Genomic DNA, 15,429 nt, shown 5'->3' on the forward strand with positions numbered 1-15,429 from the left:
GCGGCGAGATCGGGGCGGGCGGCGTGCTGCCGCCCGCCCCTCTCGCCCCGCCGCGGGGGATTTTCGGCGGGTCAGATGGTGATGACGGTCCGCTTGCCGGGAACGTCCGCCTCCCAGCGGGTCTCGATCTCCGAGAGCGGGGCGGTCACCACGTCGATCTTCAGGTTGCCGGCGGCCGTCTCCGTCATGACGCGGCCCCAGATCGCCTTGACCTCGTCGAGGTCGGGCAGGGAGCCGGAGCCGATGATGGTCACACCGCTGCGGCGCAGCGCGTTGCCGTCGATGGCGGCGAGCCGGCCGGCGCTGTTGCCGATCTGCAGGTAGCGGACGCCGGACTTGACGACGAGTTCGCGGGGCAGGGCCTCGAGGAACTGTTCGGCCGGGTGGCCCCACACGTAGTCGAGCACGACGTTGAATCCGTCGCCGATGGCGTCCGCGTACGCGGCGGCGACCTCCTCGTCGCTTCCGCCGAGCGGGACGATCGCGTCCGCCCCGCGGTTCAGGAGCTGCTTGAGGACCTCCTCGTTGCGGCCGGCGGCGACGACGCGGCCGGCGCCCAGGATCTTGGCGATCTGGACGGCGAGCTGGCCGGCGACACCGGTGGCGCCGAGGACGAGCACGGACTCGCCCTGCTGGAGCTGGATGTGGGAGGCCAGCGGCAGCCAGGACGACAGGGAGGGGTTGATGAGCCCGGCCGCGGTGATGTCGTCGACGCCGTCCGGGACGTCGAAGAGCAGGATGCCGGGGGACACGCTCTTCTCGGCCAGCGAGCCGAACGGGGCGCGGCGGGCGCCGAATCCGACCCGGCGGCCGTCGGGCAGTGTGCCGACGCCCTCGACGCCGGCGACGAACGGCGGGGTGCGTCCCTCCGAGTAGTCGGGGTCGCGGGTGACCAGGCGGGTCAGGTTGGTCAGGGCGGCGGCCTTGACATCGATCAGGACCTCACCCTGGCCGGCGGTCGGCTCCTCGAACTCGGCGTAACGGGGGGCCTGGCCGACGGTGTGAACTACAGCTGCGCGCATGGGGATGCCTCCAGAATGTGGCCATAAGGGATTTCGCATTGCTTACCGGTAGATGTGCTGGTGCCAGTGCGGGAAACGGGCGTACGTGTGACGCGCGAGGTGCTCGTACCGGCGAGGCGCATGCCTTGGTCATCCCGTACGGCACTCTCGTATGACTCGAGCGTGACTGGAGCCGTCCGTTCCGATCCGGCGGACCGGAACGGACGTAGCGCGGATCAGTGCTGGTCAGAAGGCGAGGACGCCCTTGATGCGGTCCATGGCGAGTTCCATGAGATCGGGTAGCTGGGGGGCACAGTCCCGGTCCAGCCAGTACTGGGCCGCCTGCGCGAAGGCCGCGTTGACGGCCGCCGCCGCGAGGCGCACCTCGAAGTCGTCGGGGCTGCGGCCGACCCGGTCGGCCAGGAGGTTGACCAGCTGGTCGAGGTTGGTGCGCTCCTCCCTCATCAGCCGGTCCCGCAGGGCGGGGACGCTGCTCATCAGACGGTGCCTGAGCAACAGGGCTTGGTGGTCGGCCTCCAGCAGACGGGCGGCGAACTCCTGGTAGACGGTGCGGACGACCTCCGCGAGCGGTTCGCCTGGCCGGACGGCCGAGCGAACGCGCGCTCCAGGAAGGGGTCGTAGCCCTCGTTGAAGAGCACGTCCTCCTTGGCGCGGAAGTGACGGTAGAAGGTGGCCGACGAGATGCCCGCGGCGCTCGCGATCTGCTCGACGGTGGTCGCCTCGAAGCCCTGCTTCACGAAGAGAGCCAGCGCCTCACGGCGTGCCTCACCCATCACGCGCTGCCGGTTGGCCTCACGCAGCCCCATGTCCATCACCCCGTCCCTGCATCCAGAGAGAACCTATCACTTCGAGAGGCCATCTCACTTCGAGAGGCCATCTCACTTCGAGAGCCTCTCTCATATCGAGAGACTCTATCACTTTCGGGGGCGGCGTCAAGCGGCTTCGACCGAGCCCCGGCCGGACCCCGGCCGCACCTGGGCCGGACCCCGACCGCGGGCACCGGCCCCGCGGGCCGCCCGCCACGCGAATTCCATACCTCGAAAGCCCTCTCGGACAACCACCCCTATCGAACCCCTATCACCCCCTGCTTTCCGTCGGAAAATCGCCCGATAATCCATTGTGGCGAATTACCGCCCGGCGCCTGTATGTTCAACGGTGCGACCTTCATGCCAATGAAATTCTGCGGTGCAGAAAGGGATCACCACATGATGCCGGTAGTTTCGCCGCTTCCACGAATACTCGGTGTCGGGACGGCGACTCCGCCGCACAGCTACTCGCAGCAGGAAGTTCTGGACGCCTTCGGCATCGAGAACGAGAAAATAGTCTCGGTCTTTCAGAACAGCGCGATCGAGCGCCGCTATCTGAACCTTCCCCCGGTGGGGGAGGACGGCCGGCGCCGCATGGAGAGCCAGGGCGAACTGCTCGCCAAGCACGCCAGGTGGGGCGTCGACATGGGCGCCCGGGCGCTGCGGTCCTGCCTCAAGGACATCGGCGCCGAGCCGGACGACATCGGCTACCTCGCCTGCGTCACCACCACGGGTTTCCTCACCCCCGGCCTCAGCGCGAAACTGATCAAGGAGCTGCCGCTGTCCCCGCACACCCGTCGGCTCGACGTGGTCGGCATGGGCTGCAACGCGGGTCTCAACGGGCTGACCGCCACGACCGCCTGGGCCTCGGCCAACCCCGGCCGACTCGCCCTGATGGTGTGCTCCGAGTCCTGCTCGGCCGCGTACGTCTTCGACGGCACCATGCGGACCGCCGTCGTCAACAGCCTGTTCGGGGACGGCGCCGCGGCCGTCGCCGTCATGGCCGACGGCGAGGGAGGCGGCACCCGTCCCGGGGCCACGGTGCTCAAGTTCGCGAGCTACATGATCACCGAGGCGATCGACGCGATGCGCTACGACTGGGACGACGAGGCCGGGAAGTTCAGCTTCTTCCTCGACCGCGAGGTTCCCTACGCGGTCGGCGCCCACGCCGAGATCGTCATCGGTGAGCTGCTCGACGGCACCGGGCTGCGGCGCAGCGACATCGCCCACTGGATCGTGCATTCCGGTGGAAAGAAGGTCATCGACTCGGTGGACGTCAATCTCGGACTCACCCGGCACGACCTTCGCCACACGACGAGTGTGCTGCGCGACTACGGAAATCTCTCCAGCGGTTCCTTCCTCTTCTCCTATCAACGGCTGCTGGAGGAAGGCGTCGTCCAAAAGGGCGAGCACGGAATCTTCATGACCATGGGTCCCGGATCGCAGATCGAGACGGCGCTCGTCCAGTACTGAACTCCACTCACAGGAAAGCGGGATTCGGAGTGACCACCGACCTCATCGGGCTCGGAGACCGGGCCGACATCATCCTCGACATCGACGCCTCCACGCCGCTCACGGATTCCCTGATCCGGTCGGTCGCCGAGGTGTGCGACGGGGCGGAGGACAGCGCCGAAGCCGTCGTGATCCTCCGGCTCGCCGACCGCTCGCTGCCCGGCACGCCCGAGACGGCCTGGCCCGGTGACACGGGCGTGCACGCCGTGAACAAGTGGGAGCGGGTGCTGCGCAGGCTGGAGCGGCTGCCCGCCGCCACCATCGCCGTCGTCCAGGGCGCCGTCGGCGGCCCCGCCCTGGAACTGCTGCTGGCCATGGACTACCGGATCGGCACCCCGGACGTCGTCGTCCGCCCGCCCTTCCTGGGCCGTGACCCGTGGCCGGGCATGCTGCTGCACCGGCTGTCCCAGCAGACCGGGGTGGCCGCGGCCCGCCGTATCACGCTGTTCGGCAGCGAGATATCCGCCGAACGCGCCCTGCACACCGGGATCCTGGACGAACTCGCGCCCGCCGACGACCTGGCGGCCCCGGTCGCGGCCGCCGCCAAGCTGGCCACCGGCCTGGCCGGCAGCGAGCTGGCCATCCGCCGCCGGCTCGTGCTGGACGCGTCGACCACCGCCTTCGAGGAGTCGCTGGGCGCCCATCTGTCCGCGTGCGACCGCGCCCTGCGCCGCGCCCGCACCCGTACCTCGGCAGCCGAAGGGAGCGCCGCGTGACCTTCCCCCTGACCGGAGACCTCAACCAGGACAGCGCCGTCCTGACCGAGGTCACGTCCGCCGGCGAGGCCGTCCTCGCGGCCCTGCCGCCCAAACCGGCCCGCGACGCCGAGCAGCAGGGGCGGGCCGACCAGGTGCACACGAGCGGCCGGGCGCTGCGCGCCGCGTTCCTGCGTCACCACACCGAGGCCGTCTACGACGAGCTGACCGGCGGCGGTCCGCGCCCGCGCATCGACGAACTCGTCGAGTCCGCCGCCGAGGCCTTCCCCGGCCTGGTCCCCACCCGCGGGCAGCTCGCCGCGGAACAGGAGCTGCCGCAGGCCGAGAAGGAAGGGCGGGAGATCGACCAGGGCATCTTCTTCCATGAGGTGCTGCGCTCGCCGCAGGCCGGCCGCCACCTCCTGGACAGCATGCGCAAGCCCACCCGGCGCGCGCTGGACCTGCTGCCGGAGTTCCGCCGCACCGGCCGTCTGCGGCTGGGCGCGGTCGACATCGAGCGGGGCGGGGACGGCGGCGCCCGGCTCACCGTCGTCAACAACCACTGCCTCAACGCCGAGGACAACCGGCATGTCGAGGACATGGAGACCGCCGTCGACCTCACCCTGCTCGACCCCGGGGTGAAGGTCGGCGTGCTGCGCGGCGGGGTGATGGACCACCCCCGCTACCAGGGCCGCCGTGTCTTCAGCGCCGGCATCAACCTGGCCCATCTGCACGAGGGGCGGATCAGTTACGTCGACTTCCTGCTGCGCCGCGAGCTCGGCTACATCGCCAAGCTGCTGCGCGGCCACTGTCCCGACCAGAGCTCGGCCTGGCCGGCGCCGCTGCCGGACAAGCCGTGGGTGGCCGCGGTGGACACCTTCGCCATCGGCGGGGGCGCCCAGCTGCTGCTGGCCTTCGACCACGTCATCGGTGCCGCGGACAGCTACTTCAGCCTGCCCGCCGCCCAGGAGGGCATCGTGCCCGGCGCCGGCAATCTGCGGCTCGGGCGCATCACGAACGGGCGGGTGTCGCGCCAGGTGATCCTGTGGGGCCGCAAGATCTGGGCCCACGAGCCGGACGGGCGGCTGCTGTTCGACGAGGTCGTCGACCCCAAGGAGGTCGGCGACGCGGCCGAGCGTGCGGTGGCCCGGCTGGCGAGTCCGGCGGTGCTCGCCAACAAGCGGATGCTGAACCTGGCGGAGGAGCCGCCCGAGCAGTTCCGGCTGTACATGGCGGAGTTCGCCCTCCAGCAGGCCGTACGGCTGTACGCGGACGACGTGCTCGGCAAGGTGCACCGGTTCGCCGGGAAGTCCCGGTCCGTACGCGGGACGGTGGCCGCGTGAAGCCCGTGGACGCGATGCTCGAGATCCTGCGGGACGAGGGCGTCGACCGGGTCTTCGGCAATCCCGGCACCAGCGAACTGCCCTTCACCGACGCGCTCGCCGACGCGCCGGACATCGAGTACGTCCTCGGGGTGCACGAGGGCTCGGTGGTGGCCATGGCCGACGGGTACGCCCGGGCCACGGGCCGGCCCGCGTTCGTCAGCCTGCACATCGCCGCCGGGCTCGCCAACGGCCTCGTCGGCCTGCTGAACGCGTCCCGTTCGCGTACGCCGCTGGTGGTGACGGCGGGTCAGCAGGACCGCCGCCATCTGGCCACCGACCCGATGCTCTCCGGAGACCTGGTGGGCCTGGCGAAGGCCGCGGTCAAGCACACCTTCGACGTCCAGCACGCCCACGACCTGCCGTTCATGCTGCGGCGCGCCTTCGCGCTGGCCCAGCAGCCGCCCGCCGGACCGGTGTTCCTGTCGCTGCCGATGGATCTGTTGCAGGAGACCGGCCCGGTCGAGGTACCCGGCCGGTCGGTGCGGGCCCCGCTGGGCGCCGCCACCCGGCTCCAGCGGGCGGCCGACCTCCTGGCGGCCGCCGACAACCCCGCGATCGTGGCGGGCGACGGTATTGGCCGCGAGGGCGCCGTACCCCAACTGGTGGCGGTGGCCGAGGCGTTGGGTGCACTCGTGCACCACCAGCCGATGCACGACGGCGTCGACTTCCCCGGCTCGCACCCGTTGCACGCCGGGATGCTGCCGGCCACCCACGCCGGTATCCGGGAGCAGCTCACCGGCCACGACGTGGTGTTCGTCATCGGCACGCACGCCTTCATGGCCCACCACTACACGCCCGGCTCCCCCGTCCCGGACAACACCCGCGTCGTCCAGCTGGACTCCGACCCGGCCGAGCTGGGCCGCAACTTCCCGGTGGCGCTGGGACTGCACGGCGGTATCGGAGCGACGCTGGCCGCGCTGGCGCCGCTGCTGCGAGGCCGGGTGCCGCGGGCGGCGGAACGCATCGAACGCGCGGGCCGTGCGCACGCGGCACGCCGCTCGCGTACCGAGGCGCAGGCGCGGGCGGGCTACGGCGAGGCCCCGCTGGACCCGCTGACGGCCGCGCACGCGGTCGCGGCCGGGCTGCCGGAGGACGCCGTGGTCGTCGAGGAGGCGATCACCACCGGGATCCGGCTGCGCCAGGTGCTGTCCCTGGACCGCCCGGGTTCGTACGTCCACACGGTGGGCGGCGGCCTCGGGTGGGGCATCGGGGCGGCTGTCGGCAGAAGGCTCGGCGGCCCGGACCGGCCCGTGGTGGCCGTGCTCGGCGACGGCTGCACGATGTTCGGGCTGCAGGGCCTGTGGTCGGCAGCCCGGTACGAGGTGCCGGTCACCTTCGTGGTGATGAACAACGGCGAGTACCGCACGCTCAAGGAGACCCTCGACTCCTGGGACAGCCGCTCCACCCGCCGCGGCCGCTACGTCGGCCTCGACCTGTCCCCGGACCGCCTCGACTTCACCAGGGCGGCGGAGTTCTTCGGCATCGAGGCGGTACGCGCGACCGGCGCCGACCACCTCGCGGAGACCGTGGCCAAGTCCGCCTGCTCCGATGCCCCGTTGCTCATCGACGTACCGGTCAACGGCCACGGCTGATCACCCGCCACGACTGAGGGAGAGCTGGAAGATGCCCCGATTGGTGGACCCCACCGCACTGCACGGGAAGGTGTTCAGCCAGGGCTGGCGGGCCCCCGCGGGCGGCGCCGCCGCCACGACGGAGCCCGCGACAGGCCGCGCCCTCGCCACGGTGGGTACGGCCGACGCCTCGGACATCCGCGCGGCGGCCCGCGGCGCCGCCCTCGCCCAGCCCGCGTGGGCCGCGACGCCTGCGGCCGAGCGGGCCGCGGTGCTGCGCCGGGCCGCGCAACTGCTGGAGGCGCACGCCCCCGAGGTCGTGTCGTGGCTCATCCGCGAGGGCGGCGGCGTACGCGGCAAGGCGGAGTACGAAGTCGGTGCCGTGGCCGACGAGCTGTGGGCCGCCGCCGCACTGCCCGGCCGCCCGCACGGCCATCTGCTGCCCTCGCAGCCCGGCCGGCACAGCGTGGGCCGGCGCATCCCGCTGGGCGTGGTCGGGGTGATCAGCCCGTGGAACGTGCCCCTGCTCCTCGGCATGCGCGCGGTCGCCCCCGCCCTGGCCCTGGGCAACGCCGTCGTCCTCAAACCGGACGAGCAGACCCCGGTCTCCGGCGGCTGGGTGACAGCCCGGCTGTTCGAGGAGGCCGGACTGCCCGAGGGTGTCCTCCACGTGCTGCCCGGCGACGCCGGGCCAGGTGCGGCGCTGACCTCCGACCCGGACGTGGCGATGATCGCGTTCACCGGTTCCACCGCGGTCGGCCGTGAGGTCGGCCGCACCACGGGCCGCCTGCTGAAGCGGGCTTCGCTGGAACTGGGCGGCAACAACGCGCTGATCGTGCTGGACGACGCGGACCTCGACGTCGCCGCCTCGGCCGGCGCCTGGGCCTCCTTCTTCCACTCCGGGCAGGTGTGCATGGCCGCCGGCCGGCACATCGTGCTGGAGTCGGTCGCCGAGGCGTATACGGAGCGGCTGGCCAAGCGGGCCGAGCAGCTGACCGTGGGCGACCCGTGGACGGCGGACGTCGACCTCGGACCGCTGATCAGCGACGGCCAACTGGCCCGGGTGAAACGGCTCGTGGCCGAGACCGTGGCCGCCGGAGCCCGCGTGCTGACCGGCGGCACCCACACCGGTCCGTTCTACCGGCCCACGGTGCTGGCCGGCGTGACGGCGGCGATGCCGGCGTTCCGCGAGGAGATCTTCGGCCCGGTGGCCCCGGTGATCGTGGTGGCCGACGACGACGAGGCCGTCGCGGTGGCCAACGACACGGAGTACGGGCTGTCCGCGGCCGTCCAGAGCGGATCCGCCGAACGCGGTCTGGCGCTCGCGGAACGCTTGAGGACGGGGCTGGTCCACGTCAACGACCAGACGGTCAACGACGAGGCGCATATACCGTTCGGCGGGCGCGGCGCCTCCGGCAACGGCAGCCGCCACGGCTCGGAGAACAGCTGGGACGAGTACACCCAGTGGCAGTGGCTGACCGTACGCGGCACGGCACTGCCGTATCCCTTCTGACGCCTCGACGAGAGGAGCCGCAGCGTGTCCGACGAGCCGCGCCGCGTGCGCTACGACAAACGCGGCCACGTCGCCCGTATCACCCTGGACCGGCCGCACGTGCTGAACGCGATGGACCTCGCCACGCACGCCGAACTCGCCAGGATCTGGGACGACTTCGAGGCCGACGACGACATCTGGGTGGGTGTCCTCACCGGAGCCGGTGAGCGCGCCTTCTCCGTCGGCCAGGATCTCAAGGAACTGGTCCGCCGGTTCGACGAGGACACCGCGGGCGCCGCGGTCTCCACCTTCGGCAGCCGCGGCAAGCCCGGCTGGCCCCGGCTGTCCGAGCGCTTCTCCCTGTCCAAACCGCTGATCGCCCGCGTCAACGGCTACGCGCTCGGCGGCGGCTTCGAACTCGCCCTCGCCTGCGACATCGTCGTCGCCGCCGAACACGCCGAGTTCGCCCTGACCGAGGCCCGGCTCGGCCTGATGGCCGGCGCCGGCGGTGTGTTCCGGCTGACCCGGCAGGCGCCGTACCGGGCGGCGATGGGCCACCTGCTGACCGGCCGCCGCATGTCGGCGGCCCGCGCGTACGAACTGGGGCTGGTCAACGAGGCCGTGCCGTACGACGAGTTGGACGACTGCGTCGACGGCTGGCTGGAGGACATGCTGCGCTGCGCGCCCCTGTCCTTGCGTGCCATCAAGGAAGCCGCGGCCACGTCGGCCACGATGCCCCTGGAACAGGCCTTCGCCACGCGGTACGTCTGGGAGGAGCGCCGGATGCACAGCCGGGACGCGGAGGAAGGCCCGCGGGCCTTCGTGGAGAAGCGCCCCCCGAAGTGGACGGGGACCTGATCCGTCTTTGCGACGCGCCTCGACGCGATCGCCCCCGGCCTCGACCGGCCGGGGGCGATGCTCTGCGCGTCAGGCCGCGCCCTGCCAGCTGTGCGGGGCGCCGAAGTACGTACGGCGTTCCAGGCGTCGCCAGGGGGCCGCCGAGGGCCGGTCCTCGTCCGGGTCCGCTTCCATCCCGCCGGCCGCCGCTGCCCGGGCCAGCAGGACCGCGGTCAGGGCGGCCAGCTCCTCGGGTCCGGCATGGCCTTTCTCGACACGCAGGATTCGGTCGTCGTCGCTCACGATGAGTCTCCGTTCATTGCGGGGGGTTGCCGTGTTTGCGGGAGGGCAGGTCCGCGTGCTTGGTGTGCAGCATCGCGAGTGACTTGATGAGGATCTCGCGGGTCTCGGCGGGGTCGATGACGTCGTCGACCAGGCCGCGTTCGGCCGCGTAGTAGGGGTGCATCAGCTCGGCCTTGTACTCCTTGACCATGCGCGCGCGCATGGCCTCGGGATCGGCGGCGTCGGCGATCTGGCGGCGGAAGATGACGTTGGCGGCGCCCTCGGCGCCCATCACGGCGATCTCGTTCGTCGGCCAGGCGTAGGTGAGGTCCGCGCCGATGGACTGGCTGTCCATGACGATGTAGGCGCCGCCGTACGCCTTGCGCAGGATGAGGGAGATCCGCGGCACCGTCGCGTTGCAGTACGCGTAGAGCAGCTTCGCGCCGTGCCGGATGATCCCGCCGTGCTCCTGGTCGACACCCGGCAGGAACCCGGGCACGTCCAGCAGGGTCACCAGAGGAATGCTGAAGGCGTCACACAACTGCACGAAACGGGCCGCTTTTTCGGAGGCCTCGATGTCGAGGACACCGGCCAGGCTCTGCGGCTGGTTGGCGACGATGCCGACGACCATGCCGTCGAGGCGGGCCAGCGCGCAGATGATGTTGCGGGCCCAGCGCTCGTGGATCTCCAGGTAGTCGCCGTCGTCGACGAGTTCCTCGATGACCTTGGTCATGTCGTACGGGCGGTTGCCGTCGGCCGGGACCAGGTCCAGCAGCACCTCGCTGCGGCGGTCGGCCGGGTCGGAGGACTGCGCCCGCGGCGGGTTCTCGCGGTTGTTCTGCGGCAGCATCGACAGGAGGTAGCGCACCTCGGCGATGCAGGTCTCCTCGTCGTCGTAGGCGAAGTGGCAGACGCCGGAGGTCTCCGCGTGGACGTCGGCGCCGCCCAGGCCGTTCTGGGTGATCTCCTCGCCCGTCACCGCCTTGACCACGTCCGGGCCGGTGATGAACATCTGCGAGGTCTCGCGGACCATGAACACGAAGTCCGTCAGCGCCGGCGAGTAGGCCGCGCCGCCGGCGCACGGGCCGAGCATCACAGAGATCTGCGGGATGACCCCGGAGGCCTTCGTGTTGCGCTGGAAGATGCCGCCGTAGCCGGCGAGCGCCGAGACGCCCTCCTGGATACGGGCGCCGGCACCGTCGTTCAAAGACACCAGCGGCGCACCCGCCGCGATGGCCATGTCCATGATCTTGTGGATCTTCGTGGCGTGGGCCTCGCCCAGCGCCCCGCCGAAGATCCGGAAGTCGTGGGCGTACACGAAGACCGTACGGCCCTCGACCGTGCCCCAGCCGGTGATGACACCGTCGGTGTACGGCCTCTTGGCCTCCAGGCCGAAACCGGTCGCCCGGTGCCGGCGCAGCTGCTCGACCTCCCGGAACGAACCCGCGTCCAGCAGCAGCCCGATGCGCTCCCGGGCGGTCAGCTTGCCCTTGGCGTGCTGCGCCGCCGTCGCCTTCTCGCTCGGGCCACGCAACGCCTCCGCACGGATCTCCCGCAGCTCAAGAATCGACATTCCATAGACTCCGAATACGAGACGGTTTCTGTGAAACGTACCGCCGGAAAGGCCATTTCAATGATCTTTTTCCGGTAAATAGGGGCCCCCGAACTCAAGAGAATTCGGAAATAGGGGTTCGCGGGGCGACGGATACGGGCCGGCAGGGGGACTTCAGGTGACGCCCTTCGGCAGCAGCCGACGGGCGAGTTCGCCGATCAGGTCGTCGCCGGCGTACGGGGCGAGCACCTCGGGGACGGTGAGGTCGTCGAGGCGCAGCTCCAGCATGGCGAGGCAGCCGGCGCGGTCGGCCTCCATGCGCTCGTGGACCTGGCGCAGCAGGAGCGCCACGAGGCCGGTCGAGGGCTCGGCGCGCATGACGTCGGCGACCTGCTCCGGGTCGGGCGCGATGCGTTCGTCGGTACGCCGCATGAGCTGCAGCAGCAGCTCGTCCCGGTTGCGGAAGTAGTTGGAGGACGTGCCGACCGGCACGCCCGCCCGGGCGTCGACCGCGCGCAGGGTGAGGCCGCGCGAGCCTTCGCGGGCGAGAACGTCGATGGCCGCGTCGAGGAGGGCGGTGCGGTTTCGGTGTCCGCCGGCCCAAGCCGCGCTCCGTGCCCCGCCCCCGTCCGCTTCCCAAGCCCGGCGCGCGGCGGTGAACCGCGGCCCACTCCACTCGGTGAAGGAGAATCGCCGGTCCCGGAAAGTCCTCGGGGCCGGCGATTCTCTTGTGCTGTCGATGTGGATCCGCTGCTCAGCCGGCCTTGCGCCGGAATTGGCGCTTCTGCCCGGCCGGACCGCTCATGCCCTTCACCTTCAGCCGGCCGTCCTCGTGCGCCTGGCGGTCCCTGTTCGTGTTCCGCTTGCGCGCGAGGACCTCACGGAATTTGCGCCGGTTCTCGTCCTCCGTGGAATTGTTCTCCGGGGTTTCTGCCATACGAGCCTCCTGTGGGAGATGTGTGAGGGAAGGGAATTCGGCCTGGGCCGGGTCGGGGACGGGACCGCCGGCGGCGGAGTCGTCCTTGGCGTTCGCCGCGGCGCCGGCGTTCGTCGGCTCGCTGCGCGGGAGCAGCGGGGTGAGGGCGGCGGTCAGCAGGAAGGCGGCGACGTTGCACCACGGGGTGAGGCAGACCGCAGAGGTGAAGTCGGCCGCGGCGGCCGCGCTCTCGCCCCGGCGCCGACGAGTCCGAGGAGGACCGCTCCGACGGCCGCGGTACCGGTCGCCGAGCCGAACTGCGTCGCGGTGTTGACGACGCCGGACCCCGCGCCCGCGTCCTCGGGGGGCAGGTCGATCTCCGGCTCGCCCGTCAGGGCGGCTGCGCGGGGCAGCAGCGCTTCGTCGGCGATGCCGTCGCCCAGGTCGACCAGGCGGATCACACGTTCGGCGTACTCGCCGCGCGCCGCGCGGACCAAGCCCCGCAGCGGTGCCCGCAGCGGGTCGCGGACGTCGTTGTCCGCGCCCGCCGCCGAACGTGTGATCCACACCAACTCGGCACCGTTCAGCCGGGGTTCGCCCGGCAGACGTTGCAGAGTACGCAGCGCGGAAGCGGTCAGCTCCTGCGCAGCGTCGGCGATGTCGCCACGACCGGCTGTCGGCGCCACCGGCGTGGTCGCGTCGACGGCCAGTCGAGCGGGCGCCTGCCACCCGTTGTCCAGGCGGGCAGGCAGTACATCCACATCAGCCACATGGTCGGCCTCCAGGCTCTCGGACACCCCGGCGCTGTCACCGAGGACCCACGTTCCGTCCGCCGGTGTCTCCTGCTCGGGCAGGGCACGCGGCGTCCGGAAGCCGACGCGGTAGTGGTCACGCCGGCCGCGTCACTGCCGGCTCCGAGACGGCCGGCGCCGCGATGCGCTCACCGCGGGCCGGCCGGGGCAGCCAGGCCTGCTTCAGCTCCCGGCTGCAGCCACCGCCGCCGTACTCGCGGCACGTACAGCCCGAGCAGGCCTTCGTCCGCGAGCAGCCGGATGATCTCGGGCGGGGTGCGCCGGGCGCGGTGCCAGGTGCCGGCGCAGGGGGCCATGTGGCGGTCGCGGAAGGCCCTGAACTCCTTGCGGGCCTGCTCCTGCTGCGCGGTGAGCGCTCCGGTCATCGTCTCGGTCCGCTCTCGCCTACAGCGCTGCCGGGGCGGAGAGCTTGCGTGTGACGAAGGCGTCGAGCGCGCTGATGGACCGGAAGTACTCCAGCTCCAGGTCCTCGTTCTCGACCGTGATGCCGAATTCGTGCTCGACGAAGGACACCAGCTGCATCGCGAACATCGAGCTGACGAAGCCGAGTTCGAAGATGTCGTCGTCGTCCTTGAGGTCCTGCACCGGGAAGAAGCGGGAGAGGTACTCCGCGGCCCTGGCCCTGTTGTCCGTGCTCATCTCGTCATCCGTCCTGTTGTCATGGTGTCGTGGCGGTCGCGGAGAGGAAGGGGGCGGGCGTCAGCGGTACTTGTGGAAGCCCTCGCAGCTCTTTCGCCCGAGCAGGCGGCCATCTTCTTCAGCAGCGCATCAGCACGCGGTGGGAGACGAAGCCCGGGCCGTCGGGCAGCTGGAAGCGGGCCGGCGAGGTGCCGGTGTGCGAGGAGCCCTCCGCGGCGGTGTCCGGCTCCCGGCCGGCGCGCAGTGTCTCCACGGCGGCGGCCATCCGGGAGACGGTCGACCACTCGTAGATCTGGCGCAGCGACACCTCGACGCCGAAGACGCGCTTGATGCGCAGGGCGAGCCGGGTGGCGAGCAGGGAGTTGCCGCCGACCTCGAAGAAGCTGACGTCGTGGGGCAGCTGCTCGTTCCTGAGCACCTTGGCCCAGACGCCCGCGACCTCCCGCTCCACGCTGCTCGGCGCGTTGCCGGACGCGGTGTCGCCCGAGACGGTGGTGACGGCGTCGGCCACGAGGTCCAGCTCGTCGGCCGGGAAGCCGGCCCGGTCGATGCCGGCGCCGGCCAGCCACAGCCGCCCGAGCGCCTTGAGGGCGACGGCGGAGTCGGACCGGCGCTCCAGTGGATGACGCATGGAGGCGACGACGGTGCCGGCCTCGGGGCCGCGGATCACGGTGGCCATGCTGCTGAGGGTCTGGCCGGGGCCGGTCTCCAGCAGCAGCGGAACGGCCGCGAGGTGGCGCAGGCCCTCGGCGAAGCGCACGGGGCTGACCAGGTGGAGGGCCCAGTAGGCGGGGTCGGTGGCCTGTGCGTCGGTGATGGGCTCGCCGGTGACGTTGGAGATGTAGGGGATGCTCGGCGGGTTGAGGGTGAGGGTCCGCGCGAGGTCGGTCACCTGGCCGGCGATGGGCTCCATCATCGAGGAGTGGAAGGCGTGGGTGGACTGCACCCGGCGGCAGACGGTGCCGCGTTCGCGCAGGGTGCGCTCCAGCTCCTCGATCGCGGCGACGGGGCCGGCCGCGACGCAGAACTCCGGTCCGTTGACGGCGGACAGCGACACGTCGTCCCCGAGCAGGGCGCCGGCCTCCTGTTCGGGAAGCATGACGGCGAGCAGGGCGCCCTCGGGCAGGCTGTCGATGAGTGCGGCCCGGCGGGCGACGAGGGTCAGGGCGTCCGGGAGGGCGAGCACACCGGCGAGGGTGGCGGCGACGTACTCGCCGAGGCTGTAGCCGATCATGACGGAGGGGCGGGCGCCCCAGGACTCCCAGAGCCGGGCCAGCGCGTACTCGATGACGAACAGTGCGGGCTGGGCGAGCCGGGTGGCGTTCAGCCGGCGCTCGTTCTCGCTGCGCGGGCCGTCCCCGCGGCCGAGCATGCGGCGCAGGTCGACGGCCGGGGCGGCCGTGACGGTGGCGCCCGGTTCCGGGTCGGGGAAGACGATCTCGCGGATGTCCAGGCCGAGTTCGGGCGTGAGCGTCTTGGCGCACTCGTCGACGGCGGCGCGGAAGACGGGGAAGTCGCGGTACAGGTCGCGGCCCATGTCCCCGTAGTGGTCACCGAGTCCGGGGAACATGAAGGCGACGGGAGCGGCGTGCCCGGCCTCCCGGACGCCGAGGTCCGTGGCGACGCCCTCGCCGGTGAGCACGGCGCCGCGGTGACCGCCCTCGCTGCCGACGGTACGGATGCGCACCGGGACGTCCTCCAGGACCGGGAACTGGGCGAAACGGGCCTTGAGTCCGGCGAGTCCGGTATGGAGAGTCGTGCCGTCGGCCCCGCTGAGCAGGGCCAGATGCCACAGGACCGGCTCGGACGGCGCAAGTGCCGCCTCGTCGTTCGTCTCAGCGGTGGTCTTGGGGCTCATGCCTCTCCTTGAGGTGTCGGCCGTCCGGAAAGGGTCGAGCGCTCACTGCT

The 15,429-nt window shown here is 71.5% G+C and carries 17 protein-coding genes; 6 read left to right on the forward strand and 11 right to left on the reverse strand.

Translation table 11 applies throughout. The annotated features are described in order from the left end of the window. Positions 1 to 71: 71 nt before the first annotated feature. The 3 genes from OG410_RS00110 to OG410_RS00120 form a co-directional block, all read right to left on the reverse strand. Entirely contained in the window at positions 72 to 1,022 is a 951-nt protein-coding gene (locus OG410_RS00110; RefSeq protein ID WP_329297135.1) for a quinone oxidoreductase family protein, read from the reverse strand. 225 nt (positions 1,023 to 1,247) lie between these two features. Beyond that, positions 1,248 to 1,544, reverse strand: a complete 297-nt coding sequence (locus OG410_RS00115) for an acyl-CoA-like ligand-binding transcription factor (RefSeq protein ID WP_329303979.1) — start codon at positions 1,542 to 1,544, stop codon at positions 1,248 to 1,250. Then, entirely contained in the window at positions 1,499 to 1,828 is a 330-nt protein-coding gene (locus OG410_RS00120) for a helix-turn-helix domain-containing protein (RefSeq protein WP_329297136.1), read from the reverse strand. The genes OG410_RS00115 and OG410_RS00120 overlap by 46 nt, the downstream gene beginning before the upstream one ends. A 399-nt stretch (positions 1,829 to 2,227) precedes the next feature. On the opposite strand from OG410_RS00120, the gene dpgA reads away from it, so the two are divergent. From dpgA to dpgD, 6 genes are read left to right on the forward strand one after another with little or no spacing between them, the layout of a single operon-like run. Further along, positions 2,228 to 3,301, forward strand: a complete 1,074-nt coding sequence (gene dpgA, locus OG410_RS00125) for a 3,5-dihydroxyphenylacetyl-CoA synthase DpgA (protein ID WP_329297137.1) — start codon at positions 2,228 to 2,230, stop codon at positions 3,299 to 3,301. A gap of 29 nt (positions 3,302 to 3,330) precedes the next feature. Then, complete coding sequence (dpgB, locus tag OG410_RS00130) at positions 3,331 to 4,056, forward strand: enoyl-CoA-hydratase DpgB (RefSeq protein ID WP_329297138.1); 726 nt, start codon at positions 3,331 to 3,333, stop codon at positions 4,054 to 4,056. Positions 4,057 to 4,064: 8 nt separating this feature from the next. Next, positions 4,065 to 5,378, forward strand: a complete 1,314-nt coding sequence (gene dpgC / locus OG410_RS00135; protein WP_443063867.1) for a (3,5-dihydroxyphenyl)acetyl-CoA 1,2-dioxygenase DpgC — start codon at positions 4,065 to 4,067, stop codon at positions 5,376 to 5,378. Next, on the forward strand, positions 5,375 to 7,012 hold the full coding sequence (locus tag OG410_RS00140; protein ID WP_329297140.1) for a thiamine pyrophosphate-binding protein: 1,638 nt from the start codon (positions 5,375 to 5,377) through the stop codon (positions 7,010 to 7,012). The genes dpgC and OG410_RS00140 overlap by 4 nt, the downstream gene beginning before the upstream one ends. 31 nt (positions 7,013 to 7,043) lie before the next feature. Next, positions 7,044 to 8,504 (forward strand): benzaldehyde dehydrogenase, encoded by a 1,461-nt coding sequence (locus tag OG410_RS00145; RefSeq protein WP_329297141.1) that lies wholly within the window; start codon positions 7,044 to 7,046, stop codon positions 8,502 to 8,504. Between the two features lie 24 nt (positions 8,505 to 8,528). Continuing rightward, positions 8,529 to 9,341: an enoyl-CoA-hydratase DpgD gene (dpgD, locus tag OG410_RS00150; protein ID WP_329297142.1), complete on the forward strand. Its 813-nt coding sequence runs from the start codon at positions 8,529 to 8,531 to the stop codon at positions 9,339 to 9,341. A gap of 69 nt (positions 9,342 to 9,410) precedes the next feature. Here the strand turns inward: dpgD and OG410_RS00155 are convergent, their stop codons facing one another. The 8 genes from OG410_RS00155 to OG410_RS00190 form a co-directional block, all read right to left on the reverse strand. Then, a complete protein-coding gene (locus OG410_RS00155) occupies positions 9,411 to 9,626 on the reverse strand; it encodes an acyl-CoA carboxylase epsilon subunit (RefSeq protein ID WP_329303980.1) in 216 nt (71 codons plus the stop codon). A gap of 10 nt (positions 9,627 to 9,636) precedes the next feature. Continuing rightward, entirely contained in the window at positions 9,637 to 11,175 is a 1,539-nt protein-coding gene (locus OG410_RS00160; protein WP_329297143.1) for an acyl-CoA carboxylase subunit beta, read from the reverse strand. Between the two features lie 153 nt (positions 11,176 to 11,328). After that, on the reverse strand, positions 11,329 to 11,901 hold the full coding sequence (locus OG410_RS00165) for a TetR/AcrR family transcriptional regulator (RefSeq protein ID WP_329303981.1): 573 nt from the start codon (positions 11,899 to 11,901) through the stop codon (positions 11,329 to 11,331). Between the two features lie 7 nt (positions 11,902 to 11,908). Next, complete coding sequence (locus OG410_RS00170; RefSeq protein WP_329297144.1) at positions 11,909 to 12,091, reverse strand: DUF5302 domain-containing protein; 183 nt, start codon at positions 12,089 to 12,091, stop codon at positions 11,909 to 11,911. 152 nt (positions 12,092 to 12,243) lie between these two features. Next, complete coding sequence (locus OG410_RS00175) at positions 12,244 to 12,867, reverse strand: hypothetical protein (RefSeq protein ID WP_329297145.1); 624 nt, start codon at positions 12,865 to 12,867, stop codon at positions 12,244 to 12,246. Between the two features lie 143 nt (positions 12,868 to 13,010). After that, positions 13,011 to 13,247 carry an acyl-CoA dehydrogenase family protein gene (locus tag OG410_RS00180; RefSeq protein WP_329297146.1) on the reverse strand — a complete coding sequence of 79 codons (237 nt, stop codon included), beginning with the start codon at positions 13,245 to 13,247 and terminating at the stop codon, positions 13,011 to 13,013. Positions 13,248 to 13,266: 19 nt separating this feature from the next. Further along, the gene (locus OG410_RS00185) at positions 13,267 to 13,521 is read right to left on the reverse strand and encodes a phosphopantetheine-binding protein (RefSeq protein ID WP_329297147.1); all 255 of its coding nucleotides are present in this window, start codon (positions 13,519 to 13,521) and stop codon (positions 13,267 to 13,269) included. A gap of 118 nt (positions 13,522 to 13,639) precedes the next feature. Further along, entirely contained in the window at positions 13,640 to 15,379 is a 1,740-nt protein-coding gene (locus OG410_RS00190) for an acyltransferase domain-containing protein (protein WP_329297148.1), read from the reverse strand. Positions 15,380 to 15,429 lie beyond the last annotated feature (50 nt).

The sequence above is a fragment of the Streptomyces sp. NBC_00659 genome, from assembly GCF_036226925.1.
Taxonomy (GTDB): Bacteria; Actinomycetota; Actinomycetes; order Streptomycetales; family Streptomycetaceae; genus Streptomyces.